We start from the raw sequence: 19,632 nt of genomic DNA on the forward strand, positions 1-19,632 counted from the left end.
AAAATTGTCAGCTTTGCTTGACCGCGCTTGAAGTGAGGCTTATATATTCGCGCAGCACAAGCCCGATAAGAGGGCTTGAAAGACTTGCAATAGCAGTAAATTTTCATTTGAAATCAAAGGCTTATGGGTAAATCACTGGTCATCGTCGAATCACCGGCCAAAGCGAAAACCATCAATAAATATCTCGGCAAGGACTTTGTTGTGAAGTCCAGTGTCGGCCATATTCGCGATTTGCCCACAGGTGGGGGCAATAAACAGCCGGTTGACGCAAAGGAGCGCGCCCGTCGTGCAGCGGAAACACGCAAGCTTTCCCCCGAGGCGAAAGAGGCTTACAAGCGGAAGAAAAACCGCGATCAGCTGATTAAGCGTATGGGGATCGACCCGGATCACGAGTGGCAAGCCCACTACGAGATACTGCCGGGTAAAGAGAAAGTGGTGAGTGAGTTACAAAAACTCGCCGAAGGCGCCGATCATATCTATCTCGCAACGGACTTGGATCGCGAGGGAGAGGCAATTGCCTGGCATTTGCGTGAAGCAATTGGTGGCGATAACGATCGCTACCGCCGGGTAGTGTTTAATGAAATTACCAAGTCTGCGATTCAGGAGGCCTTTAAAGATCCCGGCCGTCTGAATATTAATCGGGTAAACGCCCAGCAAGCGCGCCGTTTCCTCGATCGAATCGTTGGCTATATGGTGTCCCCTCTACTGTGGGAAAAAGTGGCCAGGGGCCTGTCTGCGGGTCGTGTGCAATCTGTTGCGGTCCGCCTCGTAGTTGAGCGGGAGCGGGAGATTCGCGCGTTTATCCCGGAAGAGTACTGGACCTTGTTTGCCGATACGGCGACGGCAAAGGCTTCCAAGCTGCGCCTCGAGGTGAAAAAGCAGGCTGGTGAGGCTTTCCGTCCTACCAACGAAGAGCTGGCAATGAGTGCTGCCAAGCAGCTTCAGTCCAGTGAGTTTGTTGTTTCCGCCCGTGACGATAAGCCAACCAGCTCCAAGCCCAGCGCACCATTTATTACTTCCACTTTGCAGCAGGCGGCCAGTAACCGCCTCGGCTTCAGTGTGAAGAAGACCATGACCCTGGCCCAGCGCTTGTATGAAGCCGGTCATATCACCTACATGCGTACAGATTCCACCAACCTCAGTAAAGAAGCTGTGGAATCTGCACGGGATTATATTGCCGAGAATTACGGCGATAAGTATCTTCCAGAAAGCTCCAATAGCTACAGCAGTAAAGAGGGCGCTCAAGAGGCGCACGAAGCGATTCGCCCGTCCGATGTTCGTATCGCCCCAAATATGTTGTCCGGGGTTGAGCGGGATGCGGAGAGGTTATACAACCTGATTTGGCAGCAGTTCGTGGCCTGTCAGATGACGCCCGCCCAATTTACTTCCTCTTCAATCGTGGTCAGCGCTGGTGACTTTGAGTTGCGTGCGCGGGGTCGAGTAATTCGTTTCGATGGTTTCCTGAAAGTTGCGCCACCGAGCGGCAAAAAAGATGAAGATCTGGTGCTTCCAGATGTGAAGGTAGGTGAAAAGCTATCCCTGCAACAGCTGGATCCCAAGCAGCACTTTACCAAGCCGCCTGCGCGGTTTAGTGAAGCGGCCCTGGTTAAGGAGCTGGAGAAGCGCGGTATCGGCCGCCCCTCCACCTATGCTTCCATTATTTCCACGATCCAGGATCGCGGTTATGTCCGCTTGGAAAACCGTCGTTTTTACGCTGAGAAAATGGGGGATATTGTTACCGACCGTCTCAGCGAAAGTTTCAAGAACCTGATGGACTACGGATTTACCGCAAACCTGGAGGAATCCCTGGATGCGGTTGCCGACGGCGATAAGGGTTGGAAGCAACTGCTCGATGAGTTTTATCAGGACTTTTCCGGGCGCCTGGAAAAAGCCCAGTCTGCCGATGCAGGTATGCGTCGCAATACGCCGACAGACACGGATATCGAGTGCACCAAATGTGGCCGCCATATGCAGATCCGCACTGGCTCCACCGGTGTATTCCTGGGGTGCTCTGGATATGCACTGCCGCCAAAAGAGCGTTGTACCAATACCATGAACCTGGTTTCTGGTGATGAGGCGGTCGATGCGGATAAGGACGAGGAAGCTGAATCCAGGTTGCTGCGGGAGAAGCGCCGCTGCGGCAAGTGCGGCACGGCTATGGATAGCTACCTGTTAGATGAGCAGCGTAAATTGCATATCTGTGGCAATAACCCGGATTGCAATGGCTACGAGATTGAGCAGGGCACTTTTAAAATTAAAGGCTATGACGGCCCCATTATTGAGTGCGATAAGTGTGGCAGTGATATGCAGTTGAAGTCTGGTCGCTTTGGCAAGTACTTCGGCTGTACCAATGAAGACTGTAAAAACACCCGCAAGCTGCTGAAAAATGGGCAGCCGGCGCCACCGAAAATGGATCCGGTTCCCATGCCGGAATTGGCCTGTATCAAAGTGGAGGATCACTATATCCTACGCGATGGTGCCTCGGGTCTATTCCTGGCTGCCAGCCAGTTCCCGAAAAACCGTGAGACCCGTGCGCCCCTGGTTAAAGAGCTGCTGCCTCACCAGAGTGAGATCGATCCAAAATACAGCTTCCTATTCTCTGCACCGACTCAAGATGACAGTGGGCGGGATACCGTAGTTCGATTTAGCCGCAAAACCCAGGAGCAATATGTTCAATCTGAGGAAGAGGGCAAGGCGACCGGTTGGCGTGCTTTTTATCGCGATGGTGGTTGGAAAGTAGAGGCCTCCACCAAGAGCACTGCTGCCAAGCGCAAGAAACCGGCAGCTAAAAAGACAGCGGCAAAGAAGTAGGTAATGAGTAACTCTTACACGATTCATGTCACTTCGGCTCTACGCAAGAGCCAGCTGTTGCTGCAACAGCCGTGGGACTTGCCTCTCCAGCGCGATGCGCTGGAAGAGGCAGCGTTGATGCAGTTGTGCAAGGCCTATCGGGCTTTTCTTGCAGAGCAGGCCGCCCAGCTTCAGCTGGGATTTGAACCGGAGTCTCCGCAGTTGATCATTGATGCGCTGGGCGTTCAGGGTAGGGCTAGTGCGGAGGCCAATGAGCTGTCCGGCCTGGTCGGCGATCCGCAGAGTTGGTTATCCCATATGCTTTACGCCTGGGAAGAGCAGCAGAAAATATCTGTGGGTGCTGATGAAAAACAGCAACAGGTTAATTTAATCCCGCTACACAACGAAGTTGCCAAGCCCGAGTTTGCACCTTTGTCCAAAGAGTTATTGCTTCAGTGGCATCGTTCTCTGAGTGAGTTGGTGGTGAGGCAGCGCGCTCACTTGGATGAGTGTTAACTAATACGCTTACTCGACCTCGGTGAACTTCTGAATAGATTCGTAATATTCCTGCGAATTTTGAAGGTTGTTGATATTAGGCGCACCTCTGCGGGAAAGTCCGCTGTCCTTTGAGTGAGTCACAATAGAGTAGTTGTGGCCCACTCGACATAACCCGCAACAGGTGCAACGTGCAAAGCAATTCACTTTTCTCTTGTGATCTCTTGAGTGGTTTAGGTAATTCTTTGATATAGCGTACTGGTAATAGACTGCCTCGAAAGTCAGGAGCCAGAAGCCCTCAAATTGGATGAATGAAACTTATCGCAAGCCTGTGGTACACTGGGCGCAAACTGTTGTGCCGTGAAGGAAAAGCGAATGTCCTCCGAAACTTTTGAAATAATCGAGCTGGCTAATGGCGATGTAGCTTTGCGTCGTGCTGGCCATAAAGAGGACCCTTTGGTAAGCATTTCTTTTTCTGCAGAAAGCCTTCAGTTTCTGCGCAAGAACAAGGTTGCTGTGGCAAGGGCTATGTTGGAAGCGGGCATTGAAGCCGTACAAAATCTAGACGATCTTGAGGCTGGTTACTTCGAGGAAGAAGATGATTTAATGCCGGTAAATCATACTATTCACTAACATCAGCGTTAGTTCGAGTCTTATCAACAGCGGCCAATGGCCGCTGTTGTCGTTTTTAGGGGCTTAAGGCGTTTGGCGAATAACCCCTACGGCTAATCCCTCAATCACAAAGTTCTTATCTCTCATATCGACTTGAATTAACTCAAAGTCATCATTTTCAGGTAGCAACTGAACGGTTGCCTGATTTCCCTTGCGGCGAAAGCGCTTCACAGTGACTTCATCATCGATACGGGCAACCACGATTTGGCCATTGCGCACCTGCTCGGTCTTTTGCACTGCCAGCAAGTCTCCATCGAGAATGCCCGCATCTCGCATACTCATACCGTGTACCCTCAACAAATAATCTGCGGGGGGATGGAAGAAGCTCGCGGGCAAGTCGCAATAATCTTCAATATGTTCGCTGGCGAGTATGGGATTCCCCGCAGCTACTCTACCCACAATCGGCAAGCCGGATTGGTGATCCGGAATTCGAATGCCTCGGGAAGCGCCGGCAACCATCTCAATGGCGCCTTTTCTGGCGAGCGCTTTCAGGTGTTCCTCGGCGGCATTGGGTGAGCGGAAGCCGAGCTCCTGGGCAATTTCTGCCCGCGTTGGCGGGTAGCCTGTTTCATCCAGGTAGGACTTGATCAGGTCGAGAACCTGGGACTGACGAGCGGTGAGATTGGTCATAGATTTACCTAGTTTTCTGTATTTATATACAGTTGCTGGAATTATATACAGATTTATTGTTCGCGCAATCCTCAGGTTTTAGTCTTTGTGAGCTGCTACATTGATGGAGAAAGCAAGGAGAGAAGAAAGCGTTGAAGGAACTGACAAAGAGGGAAAAATAATGTTGGATGCAAAAATGCCGGAAGCCTGGAGAGTGCTTCGTATTCAGTCTGAATTGGTAGATGGGATAGAGCGGCTGATAGCCTTAGGTGGTGCAGTGACAGTGTTTGGAGGGGCGAGATTTACAGAGGATAGTCCTGAATATCAGCAGGGGGTAAAGTTGGGAGAGTTGCTCGCGGCTGAAGGGATCCCCGTGATTACCGGTGGTGGGCCGGGGCTGATGGAGGCTTGTAACCGAGGGGCTTTCGGGCAGCCCGGCGCATCAATTGGGCTAAACATAGAACTGCCTTTTGAACAGGCGGCAAATCCATATCAGGACATCAGTTTGAACTTCCGATATTTTTTTGTACGGAAATTTATGTTTGTAAAACACGCACTTGGATTCGTTGGACTTCCCGGTGGCTACGGCACGTTGGATGAGTTGTTTGAAGCTCTTACCTTGGTGCAAACGCAGAAAGTGCGGCGTTTCCCAATTGTGTTGGTAGGTAAGCGTTACTGGAGTGGGTTGTACGATTGGTTGGTAGATACAGTGTTAGAGCGCGATTGTATCGATGCCAGTGATCTCGACCTTTTTCATATCGTTGATAGTGTGGAGGAGGCTGCGGCCCTGATTATGAAATATATGCAGGTGAAAGAATAATTATTCGGGTGATCTTAAAATACCGAAAAAATTTTCAAAGTTATTTTTGTTAAAGCTGCCCCCGGACTAAAAGGCTATGTCGGCTGGTGGGGTGGCGTACTTGCTCAAGTTGGCGGGAGATCAACTCCAGCAGTATTGATCTTACCGCCTGACATACTTTTCCCTGTTATTTTTACTCTTGTACCTTGCTGAGTGGAGAGCTTAGCTGGCGGGCTCTAGATCAACGAGAATGTGCTACTCTGGCGTCGATTAAACGTATGTTTTAAATGGTGGTTTGATACTTATGAGCCAGATAGATACGGTCAGCCGGATACTCGATGCAGCGGAAGTGCTGTTTGCCGAACGGGGTTTTCCTGAAACCTCATTGAGAACAATTACGAGCACGGCCGGGGTTAATCTGGCGGCAGTTAACTACCATTTCGGCTCCAAGAAAGAATTGATACAGGCGGTATTTGAACGCTTTTTAACGCCTTTCACTAACGCTCTGGAAGAAGAGCTTGATCGCCGTATTGCCCTGGGGCAGCCCCTGGGGGTGGAGGAGCTGATCGAATGCCTGTATCGAGTTGGGTTGGGAAGCCTTGGGCTGGAGGGAAAGGATCCACAGCGATTTATGCGTCTTTTAGGGTTGGCCTATACCCAGTTCCAGGGGCATTTGCGTCGATTTATCGTATCTCGATACGGGGATACTTACCGCCGTTTTGCCGGACTGCTGGCTGAAGCGTTACCGGGCTTGGACCCAGAAACTTTCTATTGGCGCCTCTACTTTATGCTGGGAGCGACCATTTTCACACTGTCGAGCCACGATGCGATTGAGGCTATCCTGCGGGAGGATTTCGGTTCTGACAGTACCCTGACCCAGACTCTTGAGCGATTGGTACCCGCTGCTTCGGCCATGTTGAAGGTTGATAATTAGTGGGCGCACTCTTAAATCGATAAGGAACTTAATATGTCTTTACCACCCGGACCGGTCATGGTGGATATCGAGGGGCTTGAACTCACCGAGGAAGACTGTGAGTTACTTCGGCATCCGATGGTGGGCGGGCTGATCTTTTTTGCGAGAAACTATCGGGATCGCCAGCAGCTTATCCAATTGGTTAACTCCATCCGTGCGGTGCGACCAGAGATCCTGCTAGCGGTAGATCAGGAGGGTGGCAGGGTTCAGCGGTTTCGCGATGACTTTACGCGAATACCCTCAATGCAGGCTCTCAGTGCTGTCGCCAGTAACGAGCAGTTGCAGGATGTGGGGTGGCTGCTGGCCGCAGAGTTGCTGGCTGTAGGAGTGGATTTTAGCTTCGCGCCGGTTTTGGATGCGGATGACAGTCACAGCAGGGTGATCGGCGATCGGAGTTTTTGTCCCGACCCCGCCCAATTAACCGCACTGGCTCGCCCCTTTATCCAAGGGATGCGCGAAGCGGGAATGGCCACGACAGGCAAGCATTTTCCGGGGCATGGCCACGTGCTGGAAGACAGTCATGTGGAGTTGCCAGAGGATAAGCGCTCGTTGGATCAGGTCTTGGCAACCGATGCACTTCCGTTTATCGATTGTATTGGAACCCAGGAACTTACTGCGGTGATGCCGGCCCATATCCACTTCATCAACATTGATAGCCAGCCGGTGGGATTCTCCCGCTATTGGCTGCAGGATGTATTGCGGCGACAGCTGGGATTCAATGGAGTGATTTTTAGTGATGATCTGTCTATGGAGGGGGCGGGTGCGGCCGGAGGCTATGGCGATAGGATTCGCGCAGCCCTGGAAGCCGGTTGTGATATGGGTATCGTATGCAACAATCGTGTCGGCGCTTTTGAGGCGCTGGCGGCACTGGATACCTTTGTGCCCAAACCGGAGTCCACTCATCGGTTGTCGGCCATGGGTGGCAGGCCGGTGATCGGCTCCTGGGAGGAGCTTGAGAAGAGTGCGCGGTGGCACAGAACCAGGGAGTGGTTAGCTTCCATAATGCGCTGAGATAAGTTGTTTAAATCCGTCGTCTATTGAGAAGGCGCTGTACGAATATTATTGATTGTTGGTTAAAGCGGAGGGGTTCGAGTGGAGTCCGTTGAGAGCGTGCTGTTGTCCTGGCTTGGTGAGAACCGGGTTTGGATAGTTTCTGTTTTCCTCATAGTACTTGCGTCTGGGGTGTTGGCCTGGTTATTTGGCCGCTTTGTGCAGCGCATGGCCATTAAGGCGGAAAAAACGGTTAACCCCTGGGATGATGCCTTGGTTGGGGCGCTCTCCCCTCCCGGGCAGGTATTGGTATGGCTGTTGGGCCTGACTGTCGCTGCCCAGCGAGCGGGGGACGCCACTGGTGCCGAGATATTCTCCCTGGCTGCACCGACTCGGGAAATAGGCTTGATCCTGGTGATGGCTTGGTTTGCCTGGCGATTCTCACACAGCGTGGAACATAACCTGTGCGATCCGCGCTATATGGGCAAGCCGATGGATGCCACTACGGTACGTGCGATCGGCAAACTGGTCAGGGCCTCAATCGTGATCACGGCGGGAATTGTGGTCATGCAGTTCCTGGGTTACAGCGTCAGCGGTGTTTTGGCATTTGGTGGTATTGGCGGACTGGCTGTCGGTTTTGCGGCCAAGGACCTGCTGGCAAACTTTTTCGGTGGCCTGATGATCTATCTGGATCGGCCCTTTGCGGTGGGCGACTGGATTCGCTCCCCCGATAAGGAGATTGAGGGGACCGTGGAAGATATCGGTTGGCGCCTGACTAGAATCCGCACTTTTGATATGCGACCCGTCTATGTTCCCAATGGTATCTTCACCCAGATTGCGGTAGAAAATCCTTCCCGTATGTTAAATCGTAGGATTTTTGAAACGATTGGTATTCGTTATGAAGATGCCCATCATATGGCGGCAATCGTGGCGGATGTTAAAAATATGTTACAGGAACATCCGGAAATTGATTCTAATCGTACGCTTATTGTTAATTTTAATAGTTTTGCTTCCTCTTCTTTGGATTTCTTTATATATACGTTTACCCGCACTACCGATTGGGTTCGTTATCATGAAGTAAAACAGGATGTTCTATTAACGATTCTTAAAATAATTGAGGGATATGGGGCATCCTGTGCATTCCCAACCTCAACATTACATATTGCCGATATACCTTCATTAACGCGAGAGGCCGCGTTAGACAGTTGAGGAATGGGAGTGCAATAAGGTACAAATGATTAGTTTCTAATTGAGCACTATTGAAGATTTTGACGGTTAATTACGCATATTGGGAAAAACGTAGTATTTATTTCACATAGAAAACTAGACACTGGCGCTGTTTTATCTAAGAATCAGGGTACGTCCTTTGAGTATATGCTCATCGGATTAAGCAAGATAGCATTCTGCATGGAGCAGTTTGTTAACAATGGGGTGGCGTTTGCCCCTCTTGCCGAATTGAGCAGTGAGGTAAAAGAGGTAGGCGCAATAACAATAATGAGGTTTTCTCAATGAGTGATCGCGTTACAGGTACAGTGAAGTGGTTTAATAACGCACGGGGTTATGGCTTCATCACCTGTGGAGAAGGAACTGAAGATATTTTCGTTCACTATCGCAGCATTCGCGGCGAGGGCTACAAAACCCTTAATGAGGGGCAGGCGGTAGAGTTCGAAATGCAACAAGGTGACAAAGGACTGCTGGCGGAAGATGTTGTTCCCTGTGAGTGATTTATAGATCACTCGTTGAAAGAACTGTTGTCGTGTAGGGTCCTGCGGCTCATTGACGCCGGCCCTGTCAGCGCCTCTGAAAAGCGGATCTTTTTGATCCGCTTTTTTGTTTGCTACTTTGCAGTGGATATAGGCTTTTCTTCTTTAAGTTGCATTTGTGTCCCTCTTTGTAGGTTTGGTCATATCCCGCCCCGCCTAAAGTCCCCAATGTAATTGTGTGTATATGAGTGAGTTTATTGTGCTCAATACCCTGTGCTAATTATTACTTTAATACTCCCAGAATATTGGCCTACTGATAGTAATTTTTTTGTTGTTGTGGGGTGGCGGTATTTGCTTGTTTGCTGGCTGTATTTTGATTAAAGATAAATTGATTAAATATCGGTTGGGTGGGGTGTGCTTGCAGTGATGGTGAAATTAATTCGTTTGAGGTGAAGAGTTTTAAAGGTATATTTAAAATAACAGCCCCGGCAAGATTTGCTGGGGCTTTTGGCGAAAGTCGATTATTTAAATAAATTAACTTTCCGTGCGGTTATCTTTTTCTTGGTCGGAATTAAGCATATCCATATTTTGCGAATCTTCTTTGGGTTTGGCTACAGTGCGCACTTCAATAAGAATTCCAAATGCAGGGTGGTCGATATAATGAAGTTGTCCGCTACGCAAACGTCTCTCGTGTTGCAGTCTCGCAGCATGGGCTACATATAATGGCTCTTCTTTTATAAATTCCGGCTCGCCCAGTGTGAGTGGCTCAGTTGTGTTAATTGCACCCTGACTATTTTCGATATCAAACCCGTTATTTTGTGAATATGAATTTTCAATATCACTGTAATTGCCGGTTAGGATTTGTAGCGGCTTTTCGATTTTATTTTGTGGGCGCTGAGGAAGAAGAATGCTGTGTTCCCCGGGTTGCGTATAAAAATCGCTAAGCCACAAATTAGTACTGATATGTAAATAGCGGGCGACACTCAGGGTGATAGATCCCTCAAGCTGGCTGTGGCCGCTGAGCTGGCTGCCGCCATCAATCAGAATGGCCGGGGAGTTTCTCTTGGTTTTTAAAACCTGGCGCCAGGCCTTGTGAAACAGGACCCTGTCACCAGCCCTGGAAATTGCGGCGGCTTTGTTGTCCAGCAGCCTGGGTACAGGTCTTAGCAGCAAGTTTCTTTGTGCTTGCTCAGAGTTCTGCGAACTAGTAGATGCGTCGCCCTCAAGCTCCGATGATTCAATATCGGCTGGGCCGCTCGTTTCTGGGCTCGAGATGATGTCTTCAAGCGATAGCACCTCATCCTCTGTTGGCTGATTTGGGGTGCGCAGGGTGTCAAAGTCGATCCACTTTGATGGATACTGAAGACGGGGTGCCGTCGGCCAGGTCTCTGCGGTTCTTTCCATCCCCTGGGGGCGCTCGAATACGATCATTTCTATTTCGAAAGTATTGCCAGCGTAGTTGACGGCCTGGGCACTGGTTGCTGCCAGCGTGAGCGCCAGGGTTGAGCAGAGGCTAATTATCCTTTTCATGGGTTTACCACTTAAACAATTCTATTTGGGTGCCGAGGGTGTCATTGCCGACAGGCCGTTTAAGCGGGAGTAGGAGACAAATTAGTTTTGCCGCCAGCTCCCGCTGCTGCCTGCCGGATGGTATCACTGTGCAAGCTTTTCCAGAACTTCGTTAATTTCCTGGAGCTTGCGATCAGTACCCTCCTCATCGAGACTGAAATTCAGTTGATTTGCGCCGGCCAGCTGGTAGCGTCCCGGCTGGGTTTGCACCATCTTAACCAAAGTGAGCGGATCTACACGGGTATTCTCCGCAAATTCGATACGCCCTCTTGCCGCAGAGGCCTCAAGTTTGCGGATGCCCATATTCTCGGCCTTTAACTTGATCTCCGTGGTGCGGAACAAGTGTTTTACCGATTCCGGCAGTAGCCCGAAACGGTCGATCATCTCCACCTGGAGCTCTTTCAGTTGCTGCCCGTCGGTGGCATTGGCAATGCGTTTGTACATGATCAGACGGCCGTGGACATCGGGCAGGTAGTCCTCGGGAATCAGCGCAGCAACCCGCAGATTGACGTCCACCGCAGGGGATTCGAGGGGTTCGTCAATATTCGGTGTGCGGCCCTCGCGAATGGCCTTCACTGCCTTGTCGAGCATCTCCATATACAAGTTGAAGCCGACACTCTGAATCTGCCCGCTTTGTTCCTCACCTAGCAGTTCGCCTGCACCGCGAATTTCCAGGTCGTGGGTAGCCAGGGTAAAGCCTGCCCCTAAATCCTGGGCCTCGCTAATCGCCTCCAGGCGCTTCACGGCGTCACTGGTCATGGAGCGCTTGTTGGGGGTCAGTAGATAGGCGTAGGCCTGGTGGTGCGAGCGCCCCACGCGACCGCGCAACTGGTGAAGCTGGGCCAGGCCGAACTTGTCTGCGCGCTCGATCAGTATCGTGTTGGCTGTGGGGACGTCGATACCGGTTTCGATAATGGTGGTACAGACCAGGACATTGAAGCGCTTGTGATAGAAGTCGCTCATCACCTGTTCCAGCTCCCGTTCGCGCATCTGGCCGTGGCCTATGCCGATACGGGCCTCGGGGATCATCTCCTGTAGCTCCCGCGCGATTCGCTCAATGCTTTTGACTTCGTTGTGCAGGAAATACACCTGACCACCGCGCAGGATTTCCCGCAGGATAGCTTCTTTTACCAGGGCATCATCGCGCTCGCGCACGAAGGTTTTCACGGAGAGACGCCGTGCTGGTGGGGTGGCGATCACCGATAGATCGCGAATACCGGCCATGGCCATATTAAGGGTGCGGGGAATAGGGGTAGCGGTAAGGTTGAGGATATCCACCTCAGAGCGCAGGCTCTTCAGACGCTCCTTCTGCCGGACGCCAAAGCGGTGCTCTTCGTCGATAATCAGCAGGCCGAGATTTTTAAAGTCCAGATCGCTTTGCAGCAGTTTGTGGGTGCCAACCAGGATATCCACCTTGCCACTGGCAACCTTCTCTTTCACGCTGTCCACTTCCTTGCCGGAGCGGAAGCGGGAGATCACCTCGATATTGATCGGCCAATCGGCAAAGCGATCCTGGAAGGATTGATAGTGTTGCTGGGCCAACAGGGTGGTGGGAACCAGCATGGCCACTTGCATACCTGCGTGGGCCGAGACAAATGCAGCCCGCATGGCCACTTCTGTCTTACCGAATCCCACGTCGCCGCAAACCAGTCGGTCCATCGGCTTATCTGAGAGCATATCCCCCAGAACTGCCTCGATGGCTTGTTGTTGATCTGGAGTTTCCTCGAAGGGGAAACCTGCGGAAAACTCCCGGTAGGCCAATTGAGGGTTATCGAAGGCATGGCCAATACGGGCTTCGCGGCGGGCGTAGATATCCAGGAGCTCCGCAGCTGCATCGCGGACTTTCTCGGCGGCTTTGCGTTTGGCTTTTTGCCACTGTTCACTGCCCATTCTGTGCAGTGGGGCCAGGGCTTCATCGGCACCGGAGTAGCGGCTGATCAAGTGCAGGCTGGCCACCGGCACGTAGAGTTTGGCATCGTCAGCATATTCAAGGGTCAGGAATTCTGCCGGTTGCCCGTCGATCTCCAGGTGCTGTAGGCCGCGATAACGACCTACGCCGTGATCAATGTGAACGACGGGAGTGCCCATGCGCAGTTCAGCCAGGTTTTTAACCGCGTTGTCCGCTTCATCTTTGGCTTTTTTACGGCGGCGTTGCTGCAGTACCCGCTCACCAAATAACTGCGGTTCCGCGATCAAGTTGATTTGCGGGTCCTGAAGCAGCAGCCCTTGATCGATGGGGGCTACGGTAATGCCGATAGTGTCCTTTGCGGCGAGGAAGTCCTGCCAACTTTGGAAGCTGGGAGGGTTGAGCCGTATGCCCTTTAATAGCTCCAGCAGCGCTTCGCGACGCCCGCTACTTTCAGCACAAAATAGCACCCGACCGGAGTATTCCATCAGGTAGCTTTCCAGTGCGGCCAGGGGTTGTTCGGACTTGCCATCTACTGGCAGTGAGGGGGGTACGGAAGTGTCAAAATTACAGTTGCCCTGGGCTTCCGGAAGACTCTCCGCAGAGAAGATTGCCCGGGGCATGGACTTCAGGGCACCGTTAAGCTCATCAATTTCCAGTAAAATCTGGCGCGGTGGCAATATGGGGCGGGTCAGGTCACCGCGACGACTTTCATAGCGATTGCTGACTTCGCGCCAAAAATTGTCCAGCGGCTGTTGGATATCTCCCTGTAAAAATGCCTGGCTGCCCTCGGGCAGATAGTCGAACAGGCTTGAGCAGTTCCCATCGAAGAACAGGGGCAGGTAGTACTCAATGCCCGCCGGGGCAATTCCTGCACTGATATCCTGGTAAATTGGCACTTGGCTGGGATCGCTATCGAATTCACCGTGCCAATTTTGCAGAAACCCTGATAGGGCAGCCTTGTGCAAAGGGAATTCCCGCGCAGGTAAAAGGTGAATGGTTTTCACCTTGTCGATGGTGCGTTGGGTTTCCGGGTCAAAGGTGCGCAGGGATTCAATTTCATCGTCGAAAAGATCGATGCGGTAGGGCAGGGGGCTGCCCATTGGAAAAATATCCATCAGTGAGCCGCGCACAGCGAATTCGCCGTGTTCGTAGACGGTGTCTACGCAGTGGTAGCCGGCCTGCTCCAGCAGTCTCCGCTGGATATCGATATCAAACTGCTGCCCCTCCTCCAATATGAGCGCATTGCCAGCAATATAATTGCAGGGTGGTAACCGGTGCATCAGGGTGCTGACTGGGATTATGACGATCCCGGCCCCCATTTTCGGCAGCTGGTAAAGGGTGGCGAGGCGATCCGAGATGATGTCCTGGTGGGGAGAGAAGGTGTCGTAGGGGAGAATTTCCCAGTCGGGAAAATGGAAAATTTCCAGCTCCCCGTTTTCCCCCTTATCTCGCCGCGCTTTGTTAAAAAATTTCAATTGCACCTCTAAACGGTGCGCTTCGAGACTGTCCTTTGTGATTAACAGGGTGGGCGCTTTGTTATTGCGTGCCGCGTTGAGGATGGCGAGCGCGGCAGCTGCGCCATGCAGTTGTCCCCAAAATTGTCGGTCACTGGAGGAGCGAAACTTCGGTGGGGTCAGGGGCTGTATTTCTGTCATCTTTCCTTATATATCCGCGCATTCATTCGAGATGTCTTCGAGGTCGGCTATTGTAGCCGCGAACAGTTTTGCTTGCAGGGAATGTTAACCCTGCCTGTGTTTCCAGTCGGGAACAACTACGCTTTTTTATGGATTGCGCAATGTCGCTCGGGTGGACTACAAAAAGGTAGTTTTACTACATTTTTTTGGCTCTTTTTTGCTCAGTTGCGCAGTGTAAAGCGAACACTATAATGCGCAGCCATGCGGTCCTGAGTGGTTTCAAGGCCGTATTTCTTGCCTACTAAATACATTGCAGAGGTGTCCGATAGTGACTCAGAAGCGACCGAAGCCCGCGGACTTTTTCAAGGACTGGAAACAGCGTGAAGCACTGGCTGAATCCATGATCCCGATGATTGGAAAGCTCAACCGTGAGAGCAACGTCGGTATTTATATGTACGGCCGCAACCTGGTTAATCGCTCAGTTCTGAGCATTATGAAAGCGCACCGTTTCGTGCGTCAGGTTGAGGAAAATGAACTCTCCGAGTTTGAAACCTTCCCTGTATTGGAAGCCATCTGCAAGATGGAGCTGGGTCCCGTACATATCGACCTGGGAACCATGACCAACAAGTACATGCGCGACGATCGCGGCTTGTCTGTGGACGAGTTTGTACGTGAAGAGCTGTCCGACGCAGCGGGTGCCGGCAAGCCTCTGCCCGAATCCAAAGATGTTGTGATCTACGGTTTTGGTCGTATCGGCCGTCTGGTTGCCCGCCTGCTGATCGACAAGGCTGGTAGTGGTGATGTTCTGCGTCTGCGCGCTATCGTACTGCGCAAGGGCAAGGCCCCCAATGATTTGGTGAAGCGCGCTTCTCTGCTGCGCCGCGACTCCGTACATGGCGCCTTCCAGGGCACTATCCGTGTGGACGAGGAGACCAACTCCCTGATCTGTAACGGTAACGAAATCAAGATCATCTACGCCAACTCCCCTCAGGAAGTGGATTACACCCAGCACGGTATCGACGATGCGATTATCGTTGACAGCACCGGTGTATGGCGTGATGAAGAAGGTCTGAGCCAGCACCTGCAGAGCCCAGGCGCTTCCAAGGTGCTGCTGACTGCACCGGGCAAGGGCGATATCAAGAATATCGTTTACGGTATCAACAGCAGCGACATCAAGCCGGAAGACAAGGTACTGTCCGCCGCTTCCTGTACCACTAACGCCATCGTGCCTGTCCTGAAAGCGATGATGGATGGCTACGGCGTTGAGCACGGCCACGTAGAAACCGTACACGCCTACACCAACGACCAGAACCTGATCGACAACTACCACAAAGGTGAGCGTCGCGGTCGCGCAGCAGCGCTGAATATGGTTCTGACTGAAACTGGTGCTGCCAAGGCGGTTGCCAAAGCGCTGCCCGAGTTGAAAGGTAAGCTCACCGGCAACGCAATTCGCGTTCCGACCCCTAATGTTTCCATGGCGATCCTTAACCTGAACCTGGGTAAAGAGACCACCAAGGAAGAGCTGAACGAATATATGCGCGATGTGGCACTGCACTCGCCGCTGCGTCAGCAGATCGATTTCACCAACTCCCCGGAAGTGGTGTCCAGCGATTTTGTGGGCTCCCGCGTTGCCTGCGTATTCGATTCCACTGCGACTATCGTGGATGGCAAGAACGCTGTGCTCTACTGCTGGTATGACAACGAGTTTGGTTATAGCTGTCAGGTAGTTCGCTGCCTGGAAGATATGGCTGGCGTTCGTTATAAGCAGTTCCCCAAAGAAGACTAAGGCGTCAAGCCTCCTTGCCGCAGTCGGTACCCAGAGCCGACTGCGGGGTTCCGGCGACTGTCCCAGTCGCCGCGCCATGCCTCCCCAAATCCCTGTTTTTTCAACAGAAATTTCCGATCTTAGTGCCACTTAACGACTTTCCAGGCTGGTAATGACTCTGGCCCGTCTTTATAATGCGCGCGATTTTGCGGGGCGGCCGTGCGCCGAGAAGTTAGCGCGCACAACCAATTAGTCAGCTTCCTTCCTCCCGGTTCACGGGTGATACGGCATAAGCCCTCGCAGCACGGAATTCCACAATAGGACCCGTCATCCCAGGCATGGGACGGTGGGTCCTATTGCAATTTTTTTAAACTAGAAACTTAGGCATAGGCGTATGAGAAAGATCCGTCGGGGATTGGACTTACCCATATCCGGCGCGCCCGAGCAGGTCATTCAAAAAGGACCTGCGATCAAGACCGTTGCTGTTCTCGGCCCCGATTATCACGGGATGAAGCCGACAATGGCAGTGGCTGTAGGGGATCGCGTCAATCTTGGTCAGCTGTTGTTTAGCGACAAAAAAACTGAAGGCGTGCGCTACACAGCGCCTGCTGCCGGTCGTGTTGTTGCGATTAACCGTGGCGCTCGTCGTGTTCTGCAATCCGTCGTGATTGGCATAGACGGCGATGCAGCGGAACAGTTCCAAAGCTACAGCGCAGATAAACTGTCTGGTCTGACTCGCGAACAGGTCGTTGAAAACCTGGTTGAGTCCGGCATGTGGACGGCACTGCGCACCCGCCCGTTCAGCCGTGTTCCCGCCCTGGACGCTGAGCCGGTAGCAGTGTTTATCAATGCGATGGACACCAACCCTCTGGCAGCCAATCCAGAAGTAGTGATTGCTGAGAATCCCAAAGCCTTTTCTCAGGGCGTTGAGATTCTTTCCAAACTGGCAGAAACCACTTACGTCTGTACTGCTCCAGATGCGGATATTCCAGTACCGAGCGCAGCGAATATTCGCCGCGAAACCTTTGCCGGCCCCCATCCGGCAGGCCTGTCCGGTACCCACATCCACTACCTGAAGCCAGTTTCTGGCAACCGCAGTGTATTTACCATTAATTACCAGGATGTGATCGCCGTAGGCAAACTGTTTACCACCGGTAAGCTGTATACCGATCGCGTCATTTCCCTGGCCGGCCCTCAGGTCAAGCAGCCGCGTCTGCTGCGCACCCGCCTCGGTGCCAGTCTGGAAACCCTGACTTCTGATGAGCTGAAAGGCGATAATGATCGCATCATCTCCGGCTCTGTATTCGGTGGCCGCACCGCTGCTGGCCCGATGGCTTACCTGGGTCGCTACCACAACCAGATTTCTGTACTGGAAGAGGGCGATGAGCGTCCGTTCCTGCACTATCTGCGTGCTGGTAATAAGCGTTTCTCTGTATTCCCGATTTATCTGTCGCGCCTGGTGAAGAACAAGCTGTTCAACTTCACCACCAGCACCAACGGTTCTGAGCGTGCCATGGTACCGGTCGGTAGTTATGAGAAAGTCATGCCGCTGGATGTACTGCCCACTCAGTTGCTGCGCTCCCTGATCGTTGGCGATACTGCAATGGCGCAGAAGCTGGGCGCACTGGAGCTGGACGAAGAAGATCTGGCGTTGTGCACCTTTGTGTGTCCGGGCAAGTACGAGTACGGCCCCATTTTACGGGACAACCTGACCCGTATTGAGAAGGAGGGGTAAGTATGTTGCGTAAATTCCTCGATTCGATCGAACCCAAGTTTCACAAAGGCGGTAAGTTCGAAAAGTTCTACGCCCTGTTTGAAGCGATTGACACCGGTCTGTTCCAGCCAGCAGACAAGACCAAAACCACTGCTCACGTGCGCGACGGTATCGACCTGAAGCGTATTATGATCACCGTTTGGGCTTGTGCCATGATCCCGGCGTTCTACGGTATGTGGAATATCGGTTTCCAGTCCAACACCATTCTGGAAGGTATGACCAACCCGGATCTGTCCGGCTGGCGTCACGCCATTATCGGCGCTCTGACTTCCTACAACCCAGCTAGCCTGTGGGACAACTTTGTCTACGGCGCTATGTACTTCCTGCCTATTTATGCGGTCACTTTTATTGTGGGCGGTATCTGGGAAGTCCTGTTTGCTGCGGTGCGCGGTCACGAAGTCAACGAAGGCTTCTTTGTAACCTCCATCCTGTTCGCCTTGACCTGTCCGCCGGATCTGCCTCTGTGGATGGTGGCTATGGGCATCAGCTTCGGTGTGGTTATCGGTAAGGAAGTATTCGGTGGTACCGGCAAGAACTTCCTCAACCCGGCTCTTACCGGCCGTGCCTTCGTATTCTTTGCCTATCCGGCAGCAATGTCTGGAGATGCGGTTTGGACTGCGGTTGACGGTTATACCGGTGCTACTGCGCTGTCTGTTATGGCCAGCGAAGGTATCCAGAACGGTATCGTCAATGCTGCTGTTGGCCAGGTAACCTGGTTCGACGCTTTCTTCGGTCAGATCCATGGTTCCATTGGTGAAACTTCTACCCTGGCTATCCTGATTGCCGGCGTAATCCTGATGGGCATGAAGATCGCCAGCTGGCGCATCGTAGCCGGCACTCTGCTGGGCATGATGGCCACCTCTTTCATGTTTAACATGATTGGTTCCGAGACCAACCCGATGTTCCAGGTACCCTGGTACTGGCACCTGGTAGTGGGCGGTTTTGCCTTCGGTCTGATCTTTATGACTACGGACCCTGTATCCGCTGCGATGACCAACACCGGTCGCTGGTGGTACGGCATCCTGATCGGGGTGATGGTTGTCCTGATTCGTGTGGTGAACCCGGCCTTCCCGGAAGGCATGATGCTGGCGATCCTGTTCGCCAACCTGTTCGCTCCGCTGTTTGACCACTTTGTGGTGCAGTCCAATATCAAACGGAGGTTGGCACGTGGCTAATAAAGATTCCGTAACCGGTACTCTGATTGTCGCGCTGGTAATGTGCCTGGTGTGCTCCGTAGTGGTATCCACCGCTGCGGTAATGCTGAAGCCTGCCCAGCAGGCGAATGCCGAGCTGGACATGAAGCGCAACGTACTGATGGCTGGCGGCCTGTTGAAAGACTCTCACGCTGATAAAGCGGAAGTCGAAAAGGCCTTCGCCGACGTAAAAATCAAATACGTCGACCTGAATACCGGTAAGTTTACCGATCAGGCTCCGGCTGGTGGCAGCGGTCGCGCTGCTGCCAAGATCCCGTCTGACAGTGAAAAACTGCCGGCTGACGAGGACACTGCCAAAATTATCCGCCGGGAAAATACCAAAGAGGTATACCTGGTAGAGAAAGACGGCAAGCTGGACAAGATCATTCTGCCGATTCGCGGTTATGGCCTGTGGGGCACCCTGTACGGCTTCCTCGCTCTGGAGAGCAACCTCGACACCGTAGCGGGCCTCGGCTTCTACGAGCACAAGGAAACTCCGGGACTGGGTGGTGAAGTTGACAACCCCAACTGGAAGGCCCAGTGGATTGGTAAGAAAGTCTTCAACAACCAGGGCGACGTGGATATCGCAGTGATCAAGGGTCAGGTTAACCCCAACAGCCCAGACGCGATTCACGAAGTAGATGGTCTGTCTGGTGCAACTCTGACCAGTAAGGGCGTTAGCAACCTGGTGAACTTCTGGTTGGGTAACCAGGGTTATGGTCCCTTCCTGAAAAACCTGAAAGCAGGGGAGGCATAA

15 protein-coding genes are annotated in these 19,632 nt (G+C 52.5%); 12 read left to right on the plus strand and 3 right to left on the minus strand.

The genetic code is table 11. The features are described from left to right. Nucleotides 1-123: 123 nt before the first annotated feature. From topA to ACYX4J_RS07900, 3 genes are all read left to right on the plus strand, one after another. Nucleotides 124-2,811 (plus strand): type I DNA topoisomerase, encoded by a 2,688-nt coding sequence (gene topA, locus ACYX4J_RS07890; RefSeq protein ID WP_444917564.1) that lies wholly within the window; start codon nt 124-126, stop codon nt 2,809-2,811. 3 nt (nt 2,812-2,814) lie between these two features. Next, entirely contained in the window at nt 2,815-3,306 is a 492-nt protein-coding gene (locus tag ACYX4J_RS07895; RefSeq protein WP_444911030.1) for a DUF6586 family protein, read from the plus strand. Between the two features lie 354 nt (nt 3,307-3,660). Then, nucleotides 3,661-3,918: a hypothetical protein gene (locus tag ACYX4J_RS07900; RefSeq protein ID WP_282932320.1), complete on the plus strand. Its 258-nt coding sequence runs from the start codon at nt 3,661-3,663 to the stop codon at nt 3,916-3,918. A gap of 63 nt (nt 3,919-3,981) precedes the next feature. Here the strand turns inward: ACYX4J_RS07900 and lexA are convergent, their stop codons facing one another. Beyond that, nucleotides 3,982-4,587 carry a transcriptional repressor LexA gene (gene lexA, locus ACYX4J_RS07905; protein WP_444893501.1) on the minus strand — a complete coding sequence of 202 codons (606 nt, stop codon included), beginning with the start codon at nt 4,585-4,587 and terminating at the stop codon, nt 3,982-3,984. A 160-nt stretch (nt 4,588-4,747) separates the two neighbouring features. Between lexA and ACYX4J_RS07910 the strand changes: the two genes are divergently transcribed. From ACYX4J_RS07910 to ACYX4J_RS07930, 5 genes are all read left to right on the plus strand, one after another. Beyond that, a complete protein-coding gene (locus ACYX4J_RS07910; RefSeq protein WP_282932322.1) occupies nt 4,748-5,386 on the plus strand; it encodes an LOG family protein in 639 nt (212 codons plus the stop codon). A 283-nt stretch (nt 5,387-5,669) separates the two neighbouring features. Continuing rightward, a complete protein-coding gene (locus ACYX4J_RS07915) occupies nt 5,670-6,299 on the plus strand; it encodes a TetR/AcrR family transcriptional regulator (protein WP_282932323.1) in 630 nt (209 codons plus the stop codon). A 33-nt stretch (nt 6,300-6,332) separates the two neighbouring features. After that, nucleotides 6,333-7,349 carry a beta-N-acetylhexosaminidase gene (nagZ, locus tag ACYX4J_RS07920; protein WP_476178298.1) on the plus strand — a complete coding sequence of 339 codons (1,017 nt, stop codon included), beginning with the start codon at nt 6,333-6,335 and terminating at the stop codon, nt 7,347-7,349. Between the two features lie 81 nt (nt 7,350-7,430). Continuing rightward, nucleotides 7,431-8,537: a mechanosensitive ion channel family protein gene (locus tag ACYX4J_RS07925; RefSeq protein WP_413662432.1), complete on the plus strand. Its 1,107-nt coding sequence runs from the start codon at nt 7,431-7,433 to the stop codon at nt 8,535-8,537. Between the two features lie 299 nt (nt 8,538-8,836). After that, complete coding sequence (locus ACYX4J_RS07930) at nt 8,837-9,052, plus strand: cold-shock protein (RefSeq protein WP_020413094.1); 216 nt, start codon at nt 8,837-8,839, stop codon at nt 9,050-9,052. Between the two features lie 513 nt (nt 9,053-9,565). Here ACYX4J_RS07930 and ACYX4J_RS07935 read toward each other — a convergent pair. Further along, on the minus strand, nt 9,566-10,561 hold the full coding sequence (locus ACYX4J_RS07935) for a CsiV family protein (protein ID WP_476178299.1): 996 nt from the start codon (nt 10,559-10,561) through the stop codon (nt 9,566-9,568). 123 nt (nt 10,562-10,684) lie between these two features. After that, nucleotides 10,685-14,164, minus strand: a complete 3,480-nt coding sequence (mfd, locus tag ACYX4J_RS07940) for a transcription-repair coupling factor (RefSeq protein ID WP_476178300.1) — start codon at nt 14,162-14,164, stop codon at nt 10,685-10,687. 304 nt (nt 14,165-14,468) lie between these two features. Here mfd and ACYX4J_RS07945 point away from each other — a divergent pair, with 304 nt between their 5' ends. From ACYX4J_RS07945 to ACYX4J_RS07960, 4 genes are all read left to right on the plus strand, one after another. Continuing rightward, nucleotides 14,469-15,929: a glyceraldehyde-3-phosphate dehydrogenase gene (locus ACYX4J_RS07945; RefSeq protein WP_444916215.1), complete on the plus strand. Its 1,461-nt coding sequence runs from the start codon at nt 14,469-14,471 to the stop codon at nt 15,927-15,929. 373 nt (nt 15,930-16,302) lie between these two features. Further along, the gene (locus tag ACYX4J_RS07950) at nt 16,303-17,643 is read left to right on the plus strand and encodes a Na(+)-translocating NADH-quinone reductase subunit A (protein ID WP_476178301.1); all 1,341 of its coding nucleotides are present in this window, start codon (nt 16,303-16,305) and stop codon (nt 17,641-17,643) included. A 2-nt stretch (nt 17,644-17,645) separates the two neighbouring features. Further along, a complete protein-coding gene (locus ACYX4J_RS07955) occupies nt 17,646-18,857 on the plus strand; it encodes an NADH:ubiquinone reductase (Na(+)-transporting) subunit B (protein WP_108733655.1) in 1,212 nt (403 codons plus the stop codon). Next, nucleotides 18,850-19,632: a Na(+)-translocating NADH-quinone reductase subunit C gene (locus ACYX4J_RS07960; protein WP_282932330.1), complete on the plus strand. Its 783-nt coding sequence runs from the start codon at nt 18,850-18,852 to the stop codon at nt 19,630-19,632. Before ACYX4J_RS07955 ends, ACYX4J_RS07960 begins: the two co-directional genes overlap by 8 nt.

Source organism: Microbulbifer sp. ABM4_008, from assembly GCF_056311705.1.